Annotated in this window: 9 protein-coding genes; 1 reads left to right on the plus strand and 8 read right to left on the minus strand. The window is 43.2% G+C overall.

What is annotated here, in order from left to right; translation table 11 throughout:
* Nucleotides 1-16: 16 nt before the first annotated feature.
* The 5 genes from EZ444_RS19085 to EZ444_RS19105 all read right to left on the minus strand — a co-directional run bounded on the left by EZ444_RS19085 (nucleotide 17) and on the right by EZ444_RS19105 (nucleotide 20,689).
* The gene (locus EZ444_RS19085; RefSeq protein WP_131610744.1) at nucleotides 17-10,039 is read right to left on the minus strand and encodes a hypothetical protein; all 10,023 of its coding nucleotides are present in this window, start codon (nucleotides 10,037-10,039) and stop codon (nucleotides 17-19) included.
* 85 nt (nucleotides 10,040-10,124) lie between these two features.
* Nucleotides 10,125-10,631, minus strand: a complete 507-nt coding sequence (locus tag EZ444_RS19090) for a gliding motility-associated C-terminal domain-containing protein (protein ID WP_131610745.1) — start codon at nucleotides 10,629-10,631, stop codon at nucleotides 10,125-10,127.
* Nucleotides 10,632-10,981: 350 nt separating this feature from the next.
* A complete protein-coding gene (locus EZ444_RS19095; protein ID WP_131610746.1) occupies nucleotides 10,982-11,869 on the minus strand; it encodes a PorP/SprF family type IX secretion system membrane protein in 888 nt (295 codons plus the stop codon).
* A gap of 62 nt (nucleotides 11,870-11,931) precedes the next feature.
* The gene (locus EZ444_RS19100) at nucleotides 11,932-19,464 is read right to left on the minus strand and encodes an MBG domain-containing protein (protein WP_131610747.1); all 7,533 of its coding nucleotides are present in this window, start codon (nucleotides 19,462-19,464) and stop codon (nucleotides 11,932-11,934) included.
* Nucleotides 19,465-19,603: 139 nt separating this feature from the next.
* Nucleotides 19,604-20,689, minus strand: a complete 1,086-nt coding sequence (locus tag EZ444_RS19105) for a helix-turn-helix domain-containing protein (RefSeq protein WP_131610748.1) — start codon at nucleotides 20,687-20,689, stop codon at nucleotides 19,604-19,606.
* A gap of 231 nt (nucleotides 20,690-20,920) precedes the next feature.
* Between EZ444_RS19105 and EZ444_RS19110 the strand changes: the two genes are divergently transcribed.
* A complete protein-coding gene (locus EZ444_RS19110) occupies nucleotides 20,921-21,529 on the plus strand; it encodes an alpha-ketoglutarate-dependent dioxygenase AlkB family protein (RefSeq protein WP_131610749.1) in 609 nt (202 codons plus the stop codon).
* Nucleotides 21,530-21,546: 17 nt separating this feature from the next.
* On the opposite strand, the gene EZ444_RS19115 is transcribed toward EZ444_RS19110, so the two are convergent.
* The 3 genes from EZ444_RS19115 to EZ444_RS19125 are packed head-to-tail and all read right to left on the minus strand — an operon-like array spanning nucleotide 21,547 to nucleotide 22,860.
* A complete protein-coding gene (locus EZ444_RS19115) occupies nucleotides 21,547-21,891 on the minus strand; it encodes a cupin domain-containing protein (RefSeq protein ID WP_131610750.1) in 345 nt (114 codons plus the stop codon).
* 35 nt (nucleotides 21,892-21,926) lie between these two features.
* Complete coding sequence (locus EZ444_RS19120) at nucleotides 21,927-22,145, minus strand: helix-turn-helix domain-containing protein (RefSeq protein WP_131610751.1); 219 nt, start codon at nucleotides 22,143-22,145, stop codon at nucleotides 21,927-21,929.
* 1 nt (nucleotide 22,146) lies between these two features.
* Entirely contained in the window at nucleotides 22,147-22,860 is a 714-nt protein-coding gene (locus EZ444_RS19125) for a DUF2975 domain-containing protein (protein WP_165503666.1), read from the minus strand.
* Between the last annotated feature and the right edge of the window lie 365 nt (nucleotides 22,861-23,225).

Raw genomic sequence — 23,225 nt, forward strand, 5'->3', positions numbered from 1 at the left:
TTAAATCTATAAGTTACTATTGCACTCTGGTTACTTTTAAAAAGCTGTTTGGGAATACTGTACTCGTTCCACTCGTAACCTTTAAATGTTTAATAGTTAGCGTTGGAGCCGTGCTACCTGTCACAACAATACCTTTTATTACAACGCCACCTGTCTGGCTTAATGTCGCTAAAAATGGAGATGATGTTGCAGTATTAAATGCATTTATTCGTAGAGTTTTTGAAGCGGTACTTGTACTCGAACCTGTAATCTGAGCTTCTATAGATGCGCCGGTAGTATTGCTTAGATTCACGCCGTAATTTATACCGGTAGTAACTGCAGTGGTAGAAGTTGATAAAACTGCTTCAAACTCATAGGTTGCGTTAGCAGCTAAAGCCAGTGACAAGCCTGTTATATCCACCAGACTTGTACTAGTAGTTGTTACATTTGCAGCAGCAACCCTTGCATATGTCGGTCCTTCCGCCTGTACAAATTCCGTTGTAGCCAGTTGAGTGGTGTTAGTTCCAAATGCAGCGGTTACTGCAGTTGGAACCCCCGTAAGAGCTGGCGAAGCAAGCGGAGCCTTTAGTACCACTTCGTTATCAAGCTCGTTGATAGCTGCCTGAACATTAGTTGCTGCTATAGTTCCCGCAGGTGTATTAGGAAGCGTAGTTGCAGTTTGGTCTCCTGTATTTGTTCCCGATAAATTTGCTACAGATGTATTGGCTAACATTGCGTTTGTTATCGCGCCGTTTGCAATAGAAGTAGCATTGCCTACTGAGGTTACTACTCCAGTTAAATTCGCGTTTGTCGTTACGCTACCGGCAGTGGTCGCAGTCGCGGCATTTCCACCGATACTTAAATTAGCTACCGGTGTTGTTGATGTTACTGTAAAGGGCGCTGTCCCTGTTGCTATATTTGATATCAAAACCGGTGCTGTGAGGTTTCCTCCGGTTAGGACGAGGCTTGTTCCTGTTGCAGCTCCAAGTACTGGTGTTGTCAGCGTTTTATTAGTAAGCGTCTCAGTACCATTAAGCGTAGCCAATGTACCTGTCGTTGGTAAGGTAAGTGTTGTAGCACCCGTTGAGTTCAATGTTGTTGAAAAAGCACCGCTTGTAATTAATGAACTATTGTTAGCCAAAGTTAATGAAGCTGTTGTGGCTGGTGCGCTTATGGTGACTTTATTTACTGTTGTCGCAGTAGCCACACCAAGATTAGGCGTTGTAAATGTTGGGGAATTTGCAAAAACAGCAAGTCCTGTACCGGTCTCGTCCGATAATGCTGCTGCCAGTCCGGCAGAGTTGGTTAACGTACCTTGTTTCCCTGCTGATGCGGTACCAGCTGCTGCATCAGCATAAGCAGTGGTGGCAATTTTCGTACTGTTATCTGCAGCAGTCTGGGTCACACCAACTGTTGTGGCAGGAAGTGTAACCGTACCAGTAAAAGTAGGTGAAGCTATTGGTGCTTTTACATCCAGCGCTGTTTGGGTAGCTGTTGATACAGGTTTGGCAGCATCACTAGTATTATTAACATTACCCAATCCTACCATTCCAGCACTAATACCGCTTACTGTACCCGTAAACGTTGGAGAAGCTAATGGAGCATATGAAGTACTCGTATAAGCATTCGAGCCCAAAATCCCACCAGCTCCAATATTCAAAACTGAGCCATCTGTACCAGAAAAAGTTAAACTGTTATTTGAAGTCAATGTTTTACCATCTAAGACTGTTATTGTAGCCCCTGTTGCAGGAGCGGTTAAGGTAACTTTGTTTATTGAACTAGCTGTTGCTACTCCAAGATTAGGTGTTGTAAATGTTGGCGAAATTAACGGTGCTTTTAAAGCGAAGCCAGCTGTAAGTGCTGTTTGATCTGCCTTTAAAGCAAGTCCAGCGGTAACTGCTGCTTGGTCCGCTTTCAATGCAAGCCCGCTAGTAAGATCCGTAGTATTTGCTTTCAATGCGATGGCATCAGTAGCAGTATTAAGTGCAGACTGGTCTGCCTTCAATGCCAAGCCTGCTGTTACCGCTGTTTGATCAGCTTTTGATGCCAACCCAGTAGTAAAATCTGCTGTACTAGCTTTCAATGCAAGTCCGCTAGTAAGATCCGTAGTATTTGCTTTTAATGTGATCGCATCAGTGGCAGCATTAAGTGCACTTTGATCAGCTTTCAATGCAATAGCATTCGTAGCAGCAGTAAGTGCTGTCTGGTCCGCTTTAGATGCCAATCCAGTAGTAAGGTCTGTTGTGTTTGCTTTTAATACTAACCCAGCAGTAAGATCCGTAGTATTTGCTTTCAATGCGATGGCATCAGTAGCACTACTAAGTGCAGACTGGTCTGCCTTTAATGCAAGTCCAGCCGTAACCGCTGTTTGATCAGCTTTTGATGCCAATCCAGTAGTAAGATCTACCGTATTTGCTTTTGATGCTAGTCCGCTAGTAAGATCCGTAGTATTAGCTTTTAGTGCAATCGCATCAGTGGCGTCATTAAGTGCACTTTGATCAGCTTTCAATGTAATAGCATTTGTAGCAGCAGCAAGTGCCGTTTGGTCTGCTTTCGATGCCAATCCAGTAGTAAGGTCTGCTGTGTTTGCTTTTAACGCTAACCCAGCAGTAAGATCAGTTGTATTAGCTTTCAATGCGATGGCATCCGTAGCAGTATTAAGTGCAGACTGGTCTGCCTTTAATGCAAGTCCAGCCGTAACCGCTGTTTGATCAGCTTTTGATGCCAACCCAGCAGTAAGATCTGCTGTATTAGCTTTTAAGGCAAGTCCGTTGGTAAGATCCGCTGTACTAGCTTTTAGTGCGATTGCATCAGTGGCAGCATTAAGTGCACTTTGATCAGCTTTCAATGCAATAGCATTCGTAGCAGCAATAAGTGCCGTCTGGTCCGCCTTCAATGCCAAGCCAGTAGTAAGATCTGTTGTGTTTGCTTTTAATGCTAACCCAGCAGTAAGATCCGTAGTATTTGCTTTCAATGCAATAGCATCCGTAGCAGTATTAAGTGCAGACTGGTCTGCCTTCAATGCCAAGCCTGCTGTTACCGCTGTTTGATCAGCTTTTGATGCCAACCCAGCAGTAAGATCTGCTGTATTAGCTTTCAATGCTAACCCAGCAGTAAGATCCGTTGTGCTAGCCTTCAATGCGATCGCATCTGTTGCAGTATTAAGTGCCGACTGGTCCGCCTTCAATGCCAAGCCTGCTGTTACCGCTGTTTGATCAGCTTTAGATGCCAATCCAGCGGTAACATCTGCCGTATTTGCTTTTGATGCTAGTCCGTTGGTAAGATCCGTAGTGTTTGCTTTCAATGCAATAGCATCCGTAGCAGTATTAAGTGCAGACTGGTCTGCCTTCAATGCCAAGCCTGCTGTTACCGCTGTTTGATCAGCTTTTGATGCCAATCCAGCGATAACATCTGCCGTATTTGCTTTTGATGCTAGTCCGTTGGTAAGATCCGTTGTGTTTGCTTTCAATGCGATTGCACCAGTGGCAGCATTAAGTGCACTTTGATCAGCTTTCAATGCAATAGCATTCGTAGCGGCAGTAAGTGCCGTCTGGTCCGCCTTCAATGCCAAGCCTGCTGTTACCGCTGTTTGATCAGCTTTAGATGCCAACCCAGCAGTAAGATCTGCTGTATTAGCTTTTAAGGCAAGTCCGTTGGTAAGATCCGCTGTACTAGCTTTTAGTGCGATTGCATCAGTGGCAGCATTAAGTGCACTTTGATCAGCTTTCAATGCAATAGCATTCGTAGCAGCAGTAAGTGCCGTCTGGTCCGCCTTCAATGCCAAGCCTGCTGTTACCGCTGTTTGATCAGCTTTAGATGCCAACCCAGCAGTAAGATCTGCTGTATTAGCTTTTAAGGCAAGTCCGTTGGTAAGATCCGCTGTACTAGCTTTTAGTGCGATTGCATCAGTGGCAGCATTAAGTGCACTTTGATCAGCTTTCAATGCAATAGCATTCGTAGCAGCAATAAGTGCCGTCTGGTCCGCCTTCAATGCCAATCCAGTAGTAAGATCTGTTGTGTTTGCTTTTAATGCTAACCCAGCAGTAAGATCCGTAGTATTTGCTTTCAATGCAATAGCATCCGTAGCACTACTAAGTGCCGACTGGTCTGCCTTTAATGCAAGTCCAGCTGTAACCGCTGTTTGATCAGCTTTAGATGCCAATCCAGTAGTAAGGTCTGTTGTGTTTGCTTTCAATGCGATCGCATCAGTGGCAGCAGTAAGTGCCGTCTGGTCCGCCTTCAATGCCAAGCCTGCTGTTACCGCTGTTTGATCAGCTTTAGATGCCAACCCAGCAGTAAGATCTGCTGTATTAGCTTTTAAGGCAAGTCCGTTTGTAAGATCCGCTGTACTAGCTTTTAGTGCGATTGCATCCGTAGCAGCATTAAGTGCACTTTGATCAGCTTTCAATGCAATAGCATTCGTAGCAGCAGTAAGTGCCGTCTGGTCCGCCTTCAATGCCAATCCAGTAGTAAGATCTGTTGTGTTTGCTTTTAAGGCTAACCCAGCAGTAAGATCCGTAGTATTTGCTTTCAATGCAATAGCATCCGTAGCACTACTAAGTGCCGACTGGTCTGCCTTTAATGCAAGTCCAGCTGTAACCGCTGTTTGATCAGCTTTAGATGCCAACCCAGCAGTAAGATCTGCTGTATTAGCTTTTAGTGCGATTGCATCAGTGGCAGCAGTAAGTGCACTTTGATCAGCTTTCAATGCAATAGCATTCGTAGCAGCAGTAAGTGCCGACTGGTCCGCCTTCAATGCCAAGCCTGCTGTTACCGCTGTTTGATCAGCTTTCAATGCCAAGCCAGTAGTAAGATCTGCTGTATTTGCTTTCAATGCGATGGCATCAGTAGCACTACTAAGTGCAGACTGGTCTGCCTTTAATGCAAGTCCAGCTGTAACCGCTGTTTGATCAGCTTTTGATGCCAATCCAGTAGTAAGGTCTGTTGTGTTTGCTTTTGATGCTAGTCCGCTGGTAAGATCCATTGTGTTTGCTTTCAATGCGATCGCATCAGTGGCAGCAGTAAGTGCACTTTGATCAGCTTTCAATGCAATGGCATTCGTAGCAGCAGTAAGTGCAGTCTGGTCCGCCTTGAATGCCAAGCCTGCTGTTACCGCTGTTTGATCAGCTTTAGATGCCAACCCAGCAGTAAGATCTGCTGTATTAGCTTTTAAGGCAAGTCCGTTGGTAAGATCCGCTGTACTAGCCTTCAATGCGATTGCATCAGTGGCAGCATTAAGTGCACTTTGATCAGCTTTCAATGCAATAGCATTCGTAGCGGCAGTAAGTGCCGTCTGGTCCGCCTTCAATGCCAAGCCTGCTGTTACCGCTGTTTGATCAGCTTTTGATGCCAACCCAGCAGTAAGATCCGTAGTATTTGCTTTCAATGCGATCGCATCTGTTGCAGTATTAAGTGCCGACTGGTCTGCCTTTAATGCAAGTCCAGCTGTAACCGCTGTTTGATCAGCTTTTGATGCCAATCCAGCGATAACATCTGCCGTATTTGCTTTTGATGCTAGTCCGTTGGTAAGATCCGTTGTGTTTGCTTTCAATGCGATTGCACCAGTGGCAGCATTAAGTGCACTTTGATCAGCTTTCAATGCAATAGCATTCGTAGCGGCAGTAAGTGCCGTCTGGTCCGCCTTCAATGCCAAGCCTGCTGTTACCGCTGTTTGATCAGCTTTAGATGCCAACCCAGCAGTAAGATCTGTTGTATTAGCTTTTAAGGCAAGTCCGTTGGTAAGATCCGCTGTACTAGCTTTTAGTGCGATTGCATCAGTGGCAGCATTAAGTGCACTTTGATCAGCTTTCAATGCAATAGCATTCGTAGCAGCAGTAAGTGCCGTCTGGTCCGCTTTAGATGCCAATCCAGTAGTAAGATCTGTTGTGTTTGCTTTTAAGGCTAACCCAGCAGTAAGATCCGTAGTATTTGCTTTCAATGCAATAGCATCCGTAGCACTACTAAGTGCAGACTGGTCTGCCTTTAATGCAAGTCCAGCCGTAACCGCCGTCTGATCAGCTTTTGAAGCCAACCCAGCGGTAACATCTGCCGTATTTGCTTTTGATGCTAGTCCGTTTGTAAGATCCGTTGTGCTAGCCTTCAATGCGATCGCATCTATTGCAGTATTAAGTGCCGACTGGTCCGCCTTCAATGCAAGTCCAGCTGTAACCGCTGTTTGATCAACTTTAGATGCCAACCCAGCAGTAAGATCTGCTGTATTAGCTTTTAGTGCGATTGCATCAGTGGCAGCAGTAAGTGCACTTTGATCAGCTTTCAATGCAATAGCATTCGTAGCAGCAGTAAGTGCCGACTGGTCCGCCTTCAATGCCAACCCAGCAGTAAGATCTGCCGTATTTGCTTTTGATGCTAGTCCGTTGGTAAGATCCGTTGTGTTTGCTTTCAACGTGATCGCATCAGTGGCAGCATTAAGTGCACTTTGATCAGCTTTCAATGCAATAGCATTCGTAGCAGCAGTAAGTGCCGACTGGTCCGCCTTGAATGCCAAGCCTGCTGTTACCGCTGTTTGATCAGCTTTAGATGCCAACCCAGCAGTAAGATCTGCTGTATTAGCTTTTAAGGCAAGTCCGTTGGTAAGATCCGCTGTACTAGCCTTCAATGCGATTGCATCAGTGGCAGCATTAAGTGCACTTTGATCAGCTTTCAATGCAATAGCATTCGTAGCAGCAGTAAGTGCAGACTGGTCCGCTTTAGATGCCAACCCAGTAGTAAGATCTGCTGTATTAGCTTTCAATGCAATAGCATCCGTAGCAGTATTAAGTGCAGACTGGTCTGCCTTTAATGCAAGTCCAGCCGTAACCGCCGTTTGATCAGCTTTTGAAGCCAACCCAGCGGTAACATCTACCGTATTTGCTTTTGATGCTAGTCCGTTGGTAAGATCAGTTGTATTAGCTTTCAATGCGATCGCATCTGTTGCAGTATTAAGTGCCGACTGGTCCGCCTTCAATGCCAAGCCTGCTGTTACCGCTGTTTGATCAGCTTTAGATGCCAATCCAGCGGTAACATCTGCTGCATTAGCTTTTAAGGCAAGTCCGTTGGTAAGATCAGTAGTATTTGCTTTCAATGCAATAGCATCCGTAGCAGTATTAAGTGCAGACTGGTCTGCCTTTAATGCAAGTCCAGCCGTAACCGCCGTTTGATCAGCTTTTGATGCCAACCCAGCGGTAACATCTACCGTATTTGCTTTTAATGCTAACCCAGCAGTAAGATCCGTAGTATTAGCTTTCAATGCGATCGCATCAGTAGCATTACTAAGTGCAGACTGGTCTGCCTTTAATGCAAGTCCAGCCGTAACCGCTGTTTGATCAGCTTTAGATGCCAACCCAGCAGTAAGATCTGCTGTATTTGCTTTTGATGCTAGTCCGTTGGTAAGATCCGTTGTGTTTGCTTTCAACGCGATCGCATCAGTGGCAGCATTAAGTGCACTTTGATCAGCTTTCAATGCAATAGCATTCGTAGCAGCAGTAAGTGCAGACTGGTCCGCCTTCAATGCCAAGCCTGCTGTTACCGCTGTTTGATCAGCTTTAGATGCCAACCCAGCAGTAAGATCCGTAGTATTTGCTTTCAATGCGATGGCATCAGTAGCATTACTAAGTGCAGACTGATCAGCTTTTGATGCCAACCCAGCAGTAAGATCTGCTGCATTAGCTTTTAAGGCAAGTCCGTTTGTAAGATCCGTAGTATTTGCTTTCAATGCGATTGCATCAGTGGCAGCATTAAGTGCACTTTGATCAGCTTTCAATGCAATAGCATTCGTAGCAGCAGTAAGTGCAGACTGGTCCGCCTTCAATGCCAAGCCAGTAGTAAGATCTGTTGTGTTTGCTTTTAATGCTAACCCAGCAGTAAGATCCGTAGTATTAGCTTTCAATGCGATCGCATCAGTAGCATTACTAAGTGCCGACTGGTCTGCCTTTAATGCAAGTCCAGCTGTAACCGCTGTTTGATCAGCTTTAGATGCCAACCCAGCAGTAAGATCTGCTGTATTAGCTTTTAAGGCTAGTCCGTTGGTAAGATCCGCTGTACTAGCTTTTAGTGCGATTGCATCAGTGGCAGCATTAAGTGCACTTTGATCAGCTTTCAATGCAATAGTATTCGTAGCAGCAGTAAGTGCCGACTGATCTGCCTTTAATGCCAAGCCAGTAGTAAGATCTGCTGTATTAGCTTTCAATGCAATAGCATCCGTAGCAGCAGTAAGTGCCGACTGGTCCGCCTTCAATGCCAAGCCTGCTGTTACCCCTGTTTGATCAGCTTTAGATGCCAACCCAGCAGTAAGATCTGCTGTATTAGCTTTCAATGCTAACCCAGCAGTAAGATCCGTAGTATTTGCTTTCAATGCAATAGCATTTGTAGCATTATTAAGTGCAGACTGGTCTGCCTTTAATGCAAGTCCAGCCGTAACCGCCGTTTGATCAGCTTTTGATGCCAATCCAGCGGTAACATCTGCCGTATTTGCTTTTGATGCTAGTCCGCTAGTAAGATCCGTAGTATTAGCTTTCAATGCAATAGCATCAGTGGCAGCATTAAGTGCACTTTGATCAGCTTTCAATGCAATAGCATTCGTAGCGGCAGTAAGTGCCGTCTGGTCCGCTTTAGATGCCAATCCAGCAGTAAGATCCGTAGTATTTGCTTTCAATGCGATGGCATCAGTAGCACTACTAAGTGCAGACTGGTCTGCCTTTAATGCAAGTCCAGCCGTAACCGCCGTTTGATCAGCTTTAGATGCCAACCCAGCAGTAAGATCTGCCGTATTAGCTTTTAAGGCAAGTCCGCTGGTAAGATCAGTTGTGCTAGCCTTCAATGCGATCGCATCTGTTGCAGTATTAAGTGCAGTTTGATCTGCCTTCAATGCAAGTCCAGCTATTACCGTTGTTTGATCAGCTTTAGATGCCAATCCAGTAGTAAGGTCTGTTGTGTTTGCTTTCGCATCCAACGCAGTTTTCGTAGCAGTACTGAGCGGCTTAGCCAAATCGCTCGTATTATCAACATTCCCTAATCCAACTTTTGATGGACTAATTCCCGTAGCAATCTTTGCATCCGTCACATTCCCATCCAATAATTTCGCAGTTGTTACCGCATCATTTGCAATTTTTGAGGTAGAAATAGCAGCATTACTAATGATGGGTGCTCCTGCCGTACTACCAGTCCCCAACAAATCTCCCGCCAACTGTATTTTTCCTTTCACACTATTCGTAGCATCAGGAATTGTAGCCGCGTTAACAACAACAGCATCAACATATGTTTTTACAGCCTTTGTTGTCGGATATTTTATGTCGGAAGCACCATCAACAGTTACATCAAGTGATTTATTAGCTAAAGCTTCTTTTAAATTAAGTGCAGCTTGAGTAAGTGTACTAATTGGTTTATCGAGGTCTCTGGTATTATCAACATTATTTAAACCACTTATCCCAGAAACCCCTGGCATACCCTGTGGACCAATTGGCCCTGTTGCTCCGGTAGCTCCAGCCGGTCCAGCAACTCCTTGAATTCCTTGTGCTCCGGCTGGCCCAATAGGCCCTTGTGGACCTGTTGAAGATGTAGATTCGTTACTCGGTGTCCAGGCACTACCATTCCATTTTAAGATCTGTCCCGTTAAAGGAGCAGTTATACTAATAGCAGATCCCTGTAATTTATTTACCGTAGGGTTAGGATAATTCCCGCTCAAATCTCCCCCAGCGGCACCTACAGGAGATGCAGAACTTGCATAAATCGCATAAGGAACAGACTGAAGTTGAGACGTTCCCATATCTATAAAACTCCCCCCTCCAGCTGGATCTATTTCCACTTGAAGAAACTTATTACCCGTGCTCCAATTAATTGACGCTATTGTTCCACTTTGCGAAAGTGCTCCACGACTGCCAATTACAGCCGTAAACAATCCGAATTTGTTAGTGGTAAGCTGCCTGCTTTCTGTATAAACACTGTTTCCACTTGCACCGCCATCTCTAATGGTTAACCTTAACCGGATGGACTGCTCTGCAACAGGATTACCATCTGCCTTCCTTGCAACCCCTTGATAATTAATTTGGGGAAGTTGTTGTGCCATAGCACTGCTGCAACAAATCAGAATAAATGCAAGAACAATTAAAGAAAATCGAGTTTGCGAAAGTTTAGACATATAGTGGTGAGTTCTAATTTAGAATAGTAATGAAGCCTTTGACAATTTCAGACTTGGCATTCCTTTTAAGTTTGATGACATAGTAATATGTACCTTCGGTAAGTAATCTACCCGAAAGATACGCTGTCCAGTCGTTTTGATAATTTTTGGTTTGAAACACAGTCCTACCCGAGCGGTCAAATACTGTTACTTCGTTTTCAGGAAATTTTTCAAGATCCTTAATTACCCAGACATCGTTAACTCCATCCCCATTTGGTGTTAGAATATTGATAGGAAAAATTAAGGGACCTGCAGCAATAACCAGGTTACTAACAATAGGTTGCAGTACCCCATTTGTAATGCTTACTTGCCTATTAATCATAGTTTCAACGAGCGCAAGTTCTCCTACACTCCACTCGTAAGTGAAATCTTTTTGGGTATAAGTATTCCCCGAGGAGTTTACAACAGCCGCACCTACACTTTGTGCATAACCGCTACCAGCCGCCATCAAAGTGAATAAAAAATACAGCCAATACCTCATGCAGTAACAGTAGTTTCTGGCATCACAGTTTGGTTAATTACGATAAAAATGATTCTTCCTTTGTATCCCGACAAATTTGATAGAATTCGAGACAAAGGTATCAAAGTGTTTGATTAGATTATTAAATCGTAATATAAATATCTCTAACTATTCAATAGTTGTATTAATTTAAGATATAACCACCTAATTACTAATGGAATTACCTACAAAAACCTTCATAAGGATAGCCTACCACATGTTACAAAGCTTCAATCTCCTTTACATAAAAACTGGTGCATCTTGCACTTAAAAACAAAAGCCGCTGTAAATTTTTAATTTACGGCGGCTTTTTAAAACAACTAATTAATCTACTATTTAGTTAAATTCACCCTAAGGTTCAATTCAAAACTACCATTGGTATAATTACTCAATGCCGAAGTCTGAGTGGTATAAGTACCGCTTACCAGGTATCTCTTTTTGTAATCCATACCTAAACCGAAAGTCGCATTTTTGGTGCTGTGGTACATACCTAACAACATCACCTGCTTGTTGGCAATGCTCAGTTGTGCACCCGCATCGAAGATATTGTCAAAGCCTTTTACACCACGATAAGCAACTTTTGGCTCTAAATCTACCCCCTCAGCACCTTTGCTCAGGTTAAACTGGTAACTTGCTGCTGTGTAAAAAGTAGCCACATCAGCCGTTTCAATATCATCTTTTTTCAATACACGTTTAAGATTCGGTATCGCAGCCTGTACATTTAGCTTGTTTGAAGTATAGGCAACACCAAAATCACCATCCAGGTAAGTTTTGCGGTCGTTGTATTGACCTACGCTCGGATCGGCCGGATTACCATAAATATCAGCATTTTCCAATCGCTGACTCATAAAGCCCAACGACACCCCGAAGTGTAACTGGTGTCCGTTGTCGTTTAATGGCAAGTGGTAAGCATAACTACCCACTATGCGGGTTTCTCTTTGCAAACCTGCACTTTCATTGTTTACAGCTAAACCCAGACCGACTTTGTTAAAACCGTAATCGGCAGTTAAGTTTTGGGTTAAAGGTGAGCCTGGAACATTGCTCCATAATTTACGGTAAGCCCCGTTTAATTTTAAACCTTGTCCGGCGCCAGCAAAAGCTGGATTGATTAAGTATTGGTTGGTAAAGTACTGCGCTGATAGCGGGTTTAATTGTGCTTTTACCAAACTGCTGATTGTAGCGAAGGTAAGGATCAGTACTGTTTTGTATATTATTTTCATTTATCTCTTTTTAATTGCTAATCTTCACCCTGAGCTAAACTCAAGATGAAGATCGCGTTATATTAATTCGATTTAGTAATCGTTATAAATCCTTTTACTTTAGGCCTTGCAGGTCCGAAATCTATGATGTAAAAATAGGTTCCTTCAGCTAGTGGCAAGCCATTCAGTGTACCGTCCCAACTGTTGTCATATCCTTTTTTACTAAAAATCAAACGACCACTTCTATCAAAAATCTTCACCTCGTTGTTAGGGTAAACATCAATATTGTCAATCAACCACTTGTCGTTAATCCCGTCACCGTTTGGCGACATGATGTTAGTGGCTTTAACTTTAGCCATATCATCCAATACCGTAATGGTAAAAGTTTGTGTCTCGGCACATCCGCTCGCGTTGGTTACGGTTACATTATAAGTCGTGGTGGCAAGTGGTCTCACCTTAATGGTTGCCAAATTTAATCCACTTTGGATACTGCCATTGGCTGCCCAGGCATAGCTGACACCACCAGTAGCACTTAGCGTTACAATCTCTCCTTTGCTGATCTGCGCTCCTTTATCACTGTTGATAGCCACAATTGGTAGCGCATTCACAGTTATCACAAAAGTTCGGCTAAAGATATCTACACCACCATTGTCAATACCACCATTATCTTTGACAGTTACTGTAACAGTAGCTGTTCCCGAACCACCAGGTTTAATGCTATAGTTAATGATAGCGGTCGCACCAGAACCAGATACTGTTAAATTCTGTAATAAAGCACTATTATTTCCCGCCACACTGATGCTCGTACTTTGTCCCGTTTCAGGACCAGCGCTAATACCCATTAAATTGATATTCTGTGCAGTTGTAGTATAACAGATGCTCTGATTGGCAATAGCAGCCAATGTCGGCAGCTCATTCACATCATTTAAAGCGATGGTAAAAGTCTTATCCAGACTGAAACCATGCTGTGTGGTGCTTCTCAGCCTCACACTATAAGTTGTTTTATTTTCATAATCCAGAGTAGCAGCAGTTAACAGCCGATTGCCACTAATACTGAATAAAGCATTATCAGTATCACCAGTACCTGAAACCAAGCTATAGGCAAATGTTGCATTAGGATCATCAGAAGTACTGCTCAATGTACCGGCTGCAGTACCTGAAGCTCTGTTTTCGTATAATGTAGTTCCCGCAAATAACACATTTGTAGGTGCCCCTGGTTTTACGGTCAGTGTACCATTCACATAACTGATCTGGTAATTCGCAGCTACAGCTCCTGAAGGAACAATAGTATAAGTTCCGAGCGGACTATTCGTTGTTGCTGTTGTGCTTAATGTAACTGGAGTAGTCAATACAGCCCCCGTTTCTCCATTTACTAATCCAGTGTATTTCACCGTAAATGTTGGATTGGCAGTTCCAGTGAACTTTTCCTTATCCTCGGCAATAATACTCAAGGCCGCCTTGCCAATAGTTAGGTTTGCCGTAGTGTAGTTTAATACATAGTTGCTGCTCAGTGCCAACGTATTCTTATTAATGGCATAGGTTCCAACATTTTCACCTGCAGCCCTATTCAGACTTCCGCTAAAGGTATCTGTGCCAATCAGCACCGGACTAAAGGTATAAGTCAATGCCGGATCAGCAGTACCATAGCTTTTGCTCGCAGCTGTAGCAGTTACAGTAATATTTTTTGTCCCGATACTCAGGTTGGCAGGAACATAGGTGATCAGGTAATTTGATCCTGCGGTTAAAGTTCCCCGGTTGATAACGTAGCTACCGATATTTTCGCCGGTAGTTCTGGCTAAGTTTCCTGTTAAAACATCCGTACCGATAAGCGCCGGACTGAAAGTATAAGTCAGCGCCGGATCTCCATCACCGTATGTTTTATTTTTGGCGACAGCAGTAATGGTCAGCGCTTTTGTAGTAATGCTGAGGTTCCCTGGTACATAAGTAATCAGATAGTTGTTATTTAAAGTAAGAGAGCCCTGGTTAATGATATAGTTTCCGATATTTTCACCAGTTGTTCTATCTAAGTTTCCAGTAAATACATCTGTTCCAATCAGCGCTGGACTGAATGTATATGTTAACGAAGGATCCGCTACACCATACGTTTTGGTTTTGACCACTGCGGTTACGTTGATTGTCTTCTTCGTGATGCTGAAATCAGCACTAGCATAGTTCAGGCTGTAATTACTGCTTAATGCAAGTGTCCCCTGACTGATCGCATAGTTTCCGATATTTTCTCCAGAAGCTCTGCCGAGTGCTCCTGTAAAAACATCCGTTCCGATCAATGCCGGACTGAAAGTATAAGCAAATACAGGATCTATTGTGCCGTATTCCTTATTACCGGCAGTGGCGGTTACGTTCACTGTTTTCTTAGTGATGCTTAAATCAGCAGTTGTATAGTTCAGGGAGTAATTGTTACTTAAAGCAAGCGTTCCCTGTCCAATGGCATAGTTCCCAATGTTTTCACCTGCAGCTCTGTCTAGATTTCCTGTAAAGGTATCTGTTCCATTGAGCGCCGGGCTAAACGTATAGGTAAATGCCGGATCAGCAGCACCATACACTTTGGTTTTAGCGGTTGCAGTCACAGTAATGGTTTTGGAAGTGATGGCCAGGTTAGCCGGAACATAAGTAATCTGGTAGTTTGAATTTAAAGCTACCGTCCCCTGGTTGATCGCATAGTTACCAATATCTTCACCAGCAGTACGATCCAGTGTTCCGGTAAATGCATCTGTTCCGATCAGTACCGGGCTGAATGTATAGGTAAATGCCGGATCAACAGCAGTAAATACTTTGGTTTTGGCTACAGCGGTTACGGTTACTGGTTTAGCGGTAATATTCAGGTCGGCTGAAGTAAAGGCAAGGATATAATTTCCGTTTAAGGCTAGTGTCCCCTGTCCGATGGCATAGTTCCCGATGTTTTCACCAGGAGCCCTGTTTAAACCTCCGCTAAAAGTGTCTGTTCCGATCAGTGCCGGACTGAACGTATAAGTCAATGCCGGATCGCCTGCTCCATATATTTTGGTTTTAACCGCCGCAGTTACATTCACGGTTTTCTTCGTGATGCTGAAATCAGCAGTAGTATAATTCAGCGTGTAGTTGTTGTTTAGCGCAAGGGTTCCCTGATTAATGGCATAGTTGCCAATGTTTTCACCAGATGCACGGCCCAATGTTCCAGTAAAAGCATCTGTTCCGATCAGTGCAGGACTGAAAGTATAAGCCAGTGCAGGATCTGTTGTACCGTATTCTTTGTTACCGGCAGAAGCAGTTACCGCAATTGCTTTTTTAGTGATGCTTAAATCAGCAACAATATAATTCAGGCTGTAATTATTGCTTAGCGCAAGCGTTCCCTGTCCAATGGTATAGTTGCCAATGTTTTCACCCGCTGCGCGATCCAGGCTACCAGTAAAAATATCTGTTCCGTTCAGCGCTGGACTAAAGGTATAAGTAAATGCAGGATCAGCCTCACCAAAAGCTTTAGTTTTGGCGGTTGCAATTACGGTAATGGCTTTGGAAGTAATGCTCAGGTTAGCCGGAACATAAGTAATCTGGTAATTCGGACCGGCCGTTACTGTTCCCTGGCCAATGGCATAAATACCCACATCTTCACCAGCAGTACGGTCCAGGTTTCCGGTAAAAGTATCCGTTCCGATCAGCACCGGGCTGAACGTATAAGTCAGTGCCGGATCAGCAGCTGTAAAGATCTTGGTTTTGGCGGCAGCGGTTACAGTTACCGGTTTGGCGGTAATGTTCAGGTCGGCCGAAGTAAAGGAAAGGGTATAATTCGTGTTTAATGCTAATGTTCCCTGTCCGATGGCATAATTGCCGATGTTCTCACCAGCTGTACGGTCCAGACTACCGGTAAAGGTATCTGTGCCGATCAGCGCTGGGCTGAACGTATAAGTGAATGCGGGATCTACTACGCCATACACTTTGGTTTTAACAACTGCCGCAACTGCAATATCCTTTTTGTTCACCACTAGGTCCTGAGTTACAGGAGTGGCTGCAAGGAAGGCAGAGTTTCCTGGTTGTGAAGCGGTGATGGTCGTTGTACCAGCTGTCAGGATGGTTACTGTGCTTCCTGATACGGTGGCTACAGCAGTATTACTCGAAGTATAGGTTACCGCCAATGCTGAACTGCTGGTTGCAGTCAGTGTAATTGGGCCTGCACCATAAACCGAAGCAGCGAGCGGATTAAAGGTAATGGTTTGAGTTCCTTTAGGAACGGACACAATATTACCTGATTTAGCGCCTTCATTTCCGGTTATATCCACAGCAGAAATGCGGTAGAAATAACCGATGCCATTGGTCAGTCCGGTATGGGTATACGTTAAAGTTCCTGCCGGAATGGTCTGAATAGCTGTGGCCGGGTTAATGCTTGTTCCTCCATAAAGAATGTATTTGTCCAGATCCGGAGCCGGACTTGCATTCCAGGTCATAGTGTTCTGTGTATTTCCAGCAGTAGCTGTCAGGCCCGTAGGCGCAGCAGGAGCAGTTCTGTCAACAGTGACACTGCTGCTGTTGGTGCTTGCCGTTACCGGGGGTCCTGCATTTCCAGGTAAATCTGAAAACGCAATGTTAAAGGCAAGGACTCCTTCAGGAGTGAGTCCTGATACCGTTTGGGTTGCCGTCCAGCTGTTTCCTCCGCTATTGGTCGGGGTTACCGCAATTCCACCCATGGTTACCGTTGGGGTGGCAATGACTTCTGAGGCCGTAAAATTCAGGGTGATGATATCTCCTGCTTTTGCTAAGCTTGTGGTCAGGTTGTTTGAAGCAATGGTTACTGTGCTGAGGGTAGCGATCGTTTTGTCGTAGGTGACGCTGCTGCTATTGGTGGTTGCAGTGATGTCTGTTCCGGCATTTCCGGTCAGGTCTGTGAAGGCAATGTTGAAAGCAGCAGTTCCTTCTGTTTCCGATCCTGCCAGCGTATATGTCGAAGTAAAGCTGTTTCCGCCTGCAGAAGCAGTTACAGCCGCATTTCCTACGATGGTTACTACAGGAAGTGCAACTGCTTCTGAAGCCGTAAAGCTTAATGTGATGACATTCCCTATTTTTGCAGTTTGATTCGAAGCATTATTGGAGACAATGGCTACCGTAGTTAATGTTGGTGCCGTCTTGTCGTAAGTCACACTGCTGGCATTGGTGGTTGCAGTTACTGCAGTTCCAACATTTCCGGCAACATCTGCAAAAGCGATGTTAAAAGGGATGACACCATTGGCGTCTGCCGATTGTGTGGTATAAGTTGCTGTCCAGTCGTTTGCAGCGGTATTGGTCACTGTAGCGGTATTTCCAAGAATGCTCACCACTGGGGTACCGATGGTTTCAGAGGCTGTGAAGCTCAGGGTAACCACATCTCCTGTCTTTGCTTTTGTGGTATTTGCATTATTGGAGGCAATGGTTACTGCTGTTAGGGTTGGAATGGCTTTGTCGATGGTATACACCTCTCCGGCAGTATATCCTGCCTGAACCTCGTTACCAATCGTGTTGATGATTCCTGTTCCTGAACTTTTAAGGTCCAGTCTTAAGGTTCCCGATCCTGTTCCTGTATTTACCGTAACTGTCCTTGTATTATTACTTCCTGAGACGAATGTGACCGCAGGAGCGGTGATTCCGGTAGAAGTAATGCTGAAATCAGAGGTATTGACACCAGTCACATTTTCAGAAAAAGTTACTAAAAACTGTGCTGCAGTGCCATTGATCGTGGCATTGCCAGTTCTGGTAATGCTTAGTATGGTTGGCGCGGTAGTATTGATGACGATATTTTTGTTGGCACCTAAAGAACCTGCAGCTCCGGGGGCGGCAAGGGTTAAGGGGGCATCGTTTCCTGCAGCATCTTTAATGGTTCCACCTGCAAGGGAAAGTGCAGTGGTGCTGGCCTGATCCAGGTCAGCGATACTTTGGTTAAGGGCTACAGTATAGTTAAATACCAAAGCTGTACTTCCCGAGCCACTGGCATAACTGGCTGTTCCTCCTGAATTGAGGCTTAGCGTTGGTGTTCCTGTTACGGTTACCGCTTCAGAAAAGTCGACCGTTACGGGAATGAGGTCCCCAATTTTATACGTCCCGTTTGCAAGGCTGGAGTTTACCGAGCTGACTACCGGAACAGTGTTGTCGATAACAATGTTTTTGTTGGCAGCCAAAGAGTTTGCAGCTCCGGGGGCAGCCAGAGTTAAGGTAGCATCGTTTCCTGCTGCGTCTTTCAGTGTCCCGCCATTTAAGCTCAGTGCGGCAGTGCTGGTATAATCCAGATCGGCGCTGGCATCTGTTGGTTGTACGGTATAGTTAAAGGTGAGGGTCGATGTTCCTGAGCCACTGCTGTAGTTCACAGTAGTACCTGAATTTAACGCAAGCTGAGGGGTTCCGGTTACAGTAATGGTTTCAGAAAAATTCAGGTTAATGACGATGGCATCTCCTGCTTTATAAGCACCATTGGCGGTGCTTGAATTGGCAGAAGTCACAGTGGGAACAATCCCGTCTACGACAATCGCTTTGTTGTTGCCCAGGGAGTTTGCTGCTCCGGGAGCGGCAAGGGTAAGTGTCGCATCAGTATTTCCCACATCTTTGATAGTTCCTCCATTGAGGCTTAGCGCGGTAGTAGCCGAATAGTCAAGGTCAGCAGAACTTTGTCCGCTGGCGATGGTATAGTTAAAGGTAAGTGTATTTGTTCCGGTTCCACCGCTATAATTAACCGTAGCCCCTGTATTTAAGCTCAGTGTTGGTGTTCCGGTTACGTTTACGACGGTTGAAAAAGTAACATTAATGGCGATAACATCTCCGATTTTATAAGTTCCATTAGCCGTAGAAGAAGTTACTCCGCTAACGTTTGTTCCAAGTTGAAAAATAGGATTTGTGCCTGGAAAGGCTGCTCCGCCAGGATCAAGAGATTTCTTATTTGCGAGCAATTCTGTCCTTGTCCAGTTCGATTTTGTATTAATTGCAATCAGGATGGATGCTTTTGTTCCTGATAACGTTCCTGAATAGTTATTAAAATCTCCGTGATAACCTGTTGGCGGAGTTCCTGCAATGGTCAATGTAGCATAAAAATTTCCTGCTGCAAGTGTAGATGGCAGGTAAGAAACGGCCGCACTAACGATCCCGGCTGCCTGCCATCCGGTTATCGGATCAGGGGCATTGATGCCTGGGAGTGCAGTAGACCAGTTTGCAAATCCGTAGATAAAGTTAGGACTGGCATCGCTACCGGTATAAAGAAACCAATTGTCTCCTCCACCTGCAACGACGGTTCCCGTGATCCAGCCGGTAGCTGTCGCGGTCCCATAGGATTCGAGTCCTGTCGCGGTTGGAACGGCTCCACCTGTGATGGCAATGTTAAATATTGTTCCTGCAGGAATACTGCTGGTAGTGGTCCAGGTGATCAGTCCGTCGGAGCCATTCGCGACCAACGCGGATTGGTCCCAGCCCTGGTCGGTAATCTTAAGTACTGTACCCGAGGGAATCACTTTTAAGGCTACAATAGCCATATTCACTGTTGCTGCGTTCCCATTAAAGCCAACAATAGCAAAATCTCCGGTAGTCAATTGAGCTGCGCTTTTTTTTGCGGAAAAACAAAAAACACAAAATAATAGAATGGCTGAAATAGTACTTAGGGATGAACTTTTCATTTGAAGAGAGATTATTTTAAGATGATCAATATCCAAACATACCTGATTTATTACACTAATAGTTAAATCAAATCTGTAGATTCATCCAACGATTCAATCGTTGTAATAACAAAAAACACTTAAATCGTTCAGAATATACTTAGGATGCCTTTTTTCCTGAAAAGAAAGCTTTCGGCATTAGACCTGTCTCTTTCTTAAAAGCATTATAAAAAGTCGCAAGACTTTTAAAACCAGACTCATAAGCCACAGATTCGATAGTCATTTTATCAGACTTAAGCGGGTATTGATCTATAAAAAAAGTAATTCGGTATCCGTTAATCCAATCGCGAAAATTTTTATCCAAAAAACTATTGATAACGAATGAACAATGGTGTACGGGAATATTAAGCTCATTAGCTAGCTCAACAATTTGAAAATTAGGTTGAAGATATGGCTTTTTGTTTTCCATAAAAGACTTCATCAAATCAGAATAAATAGCTAACTGATCAGGCAAAAGGTTGACTTTCTTCACCGACACTGTTGCCTTCGGAAGTTCTTTAACTTCCTCCGGTTTTTTTTCCATATCTACTGCCACAAACAAATAGCCATAAAACAATTTCGGCTGATGCATGATAAATACAACGATCACCAAAAGCACTACGCAATTAAGTATAATAAAAGAAGTATTAAATATCGGCTCTTCTACATCCCAAATCATCAACGGTAAGAAACTGACCAATTGAAAAAAGGTAGCGGCTCTAATAAAAAAGAATATCCATTTTTTACCATTTGCATCAATATGGTCATCAATCACTTTTGATTTGAGTACAGCAAACCAGGTTGCAGTCAAATACACCAGCAACAAGAAAGGTCTGCCCAGGTAATAAAACCAGGAAGGGAATAACCCACTCCTTTCTGTTATAAAAAGTTGTTTATTATCTCTAATCTGATCCCCGATAACATCCCATTTTATTTCAGGAGAAAAGGGCAATGGCAACAAATGAATAATGGCGAGAAAAGCGGGAATAAAATGCAGCCATTCAAACTTACGGAGCTGAGTACGACCGTTGATAAAATGGGTTACATACAAATAAAAGCAAGCAGGAGCAGCATAATAAAATGGGGCTGAAAGCTGATAAAAAAATGAAAAAACATCCTTATCCTGCGAATTTACAAGCAGGGAAACCAAAACCTGACCAAATCTGGCAATAAAGATAATGGACAGTAAACGATTCAATAGTTTCACACCTCGTTTTGCGAAAAACAAGTGCAAAGAAAGTAAGAGCAAGAAAAAACAACTAATACTTGAAAAAAAGATCAAAGCCCTATATTTGATGGTGCAAGATATGTGTTTTTCTTTAAAATGAATATTATCATTTTACACAAGCAAGCAAGAATCGGGTTTTAACACCAAATAATTTTAATGATTTTCGCACTCAGGATTAAGCGCTGCGTCTAATCTTTAAATTAAAACAAAATGGATTTATTTAGTAACGAAACAGTTGAGAACAAAAATCTATTGCCTTATGATGGTACAGTAAAATATTATGGCAAATTAATGTCTTCACAAACTGCTAATCATTACTTGGATATATTGTTGAATACTATCGAATGGAGAAATGATGAAGCCGTCATTTTTGGCAAACATATACTCACCAAACGAAAGGTAGCTTGGTATGGCGAAAAAGAATTCGAATACACTTATTCAAATGTCACAAAGAAAGCATTGCCCTGGACCCCAGAATTACTTGAATTAAAAACATTAGCAGAAAAAATACTGGGAGAAACATTCAACTCTTGCCTCCTTAATCTTTACCATACTGGAGAAGAAGGTATGGCCTGGCATAGCGATGGAGAGAAGGATTTGAAAAAGAATGGAGCTATCGGCTCGATGAGCTTTGGAGCAGAAAGGAAATTTGCCTTTAAGCACAAGCAAAGTAAGCAAACCGTTTCTTTAATTCTGGAAAACGGAAGCTTACTAGTTATGAAGGATGATACGCAAACCAATTGGTTGCATAGGTTGCCCCCAACCAAACAAACGCATAGGCCCAGGGTTAACTTAACCTTTCGGACGATTGTATCCTGAGCCTTTCTCTTATCTTGCTATATAAAATCTTCCCTATGTGGGCTAAATACGTCTATCAATACCCCAGGCTCCAGACATACAGAGCCATGTAAAGTGTTAGGTGGTACATAAAAACCGTCACCCGTTTTTAAGATCTGTTTTTCATCTCCAATCGTCAGTTCAAAAATACCACTTTCTACATAGCTCACCTGAGTATGCGGATGTTCGTGAATTGAACCTATAGCATCTTTCTCAAATTTCACCTTCACCAGCATAACACGGTCATCATAACCATAAATCTGCCTTTGGATTCCAGGAGAGGCATATTCCCAGGGAATATCTGCACCCTGCTGAAAGTTTTTGCTTTTTAATAAATCACTCATATCTTCTTTTCTATAATTCAGTTCATTGTTTTAAACTATACTTCCGCTTCCCCAGACGAGTACTCCAATACATCTCCAGGCTGACAATTCAGCGCTTTACAAATTGCATCCAAGGTTTCTACACGAATAGCTTTGGCTTTGCCTGTTTTTAAAATGGAAAGATTTGACATGGTAATGCCTACTTTTTCACTGAGCTCAGTAAGCGACATTTTGCGCCGAGCCAGCATTACATCAATATTTATGATTATAGACATCTTAAACAGTTAAATCTTGTTCATCCTTCAACTTTTTACCTTGTTTAAAAGCGAAATACAAAGCTGCAAAAATAACACTTAAAACGGCAGGCTTCCAGAAAACACCCCAAGCATCAGTACTTAATTTGAGGTCTGCCGTAAAATATTTGTAAAAAACTACTCGAATTAAAAGATTTAGCAAGAATAGAATCAAGGGTATCAACAAAAAGCTCATTGCAATCATCTTTAAACGCCGAACATTTCTATCAGAAAATGGCGTCCCTGTCGCAATCTCCAATAGAACTTTAATAAAGCCACCGACAATATAATAAAGAAAATATAGTATAAAAAGAATTGCAAAACAGGCCAGTATTATATTTAATATACTGAAAGTAGTATTACTTACAGGAAGAAGCATACTCTTCGTCCAGGTATCATACCTAAAAGGGACCGCAATATCTAATTCATCACATTTGTATCGAAAATTATTTCCATTAGCTAAACCAATTGGTTTACAAATAACCTTTCTTACATAGGGCTTTCCTTCTTTAACGTAGTACCTAACAGGATCTAATACTCCTACTGTATCTAAGGTCCACCAATGAAGCGAAATAAAATGCTCTTTAACTTTAGACTTATCATTATCCCATATTGAACAATCCTCACATCTTTGAAGTGCCGTTGCCCCAATAAACATAAAACTAAAAGATCCTCCTGTTAGCGTCCCATTTTTCATATACCGCCTTTGTTTTACACTGTCAGTCAGCCGGAGAAACCTTCGATGGGAAATGCTATCCGGAACTAATGCATCTATTGGTACCAAAGTCTTCTCCATCTCATACATAGTAGCCGACGAATCCGACGAAGATCCACCTGTCTTAATCATAAAAGGAAGAATGCTCAGGAGAAGTAAGACTCCAAATGAGACTACTAAAACGCTAACAACTATATTAATCGTACGCGAATTGAGAAAGTTAAGCTTCATAATTAAAAGTTTAGACTGCAAACATAAACATTATTCAATAAATATTTATTGTAAATCAATAAATATTTATTGATTTACACCTCATTTTGTATTTACCACATATCTTTCCTAAATTT

This window comes from Pedobacter hiemivivus, from assembly GCF_004331685.1.
Classification (GTDB): Bacteria; Bacteroidota; Bacteroidia; order Sphingobacteriales; family Sphingobacteriaceae; genus Pedobacter; species Pedobacter hiemivivus.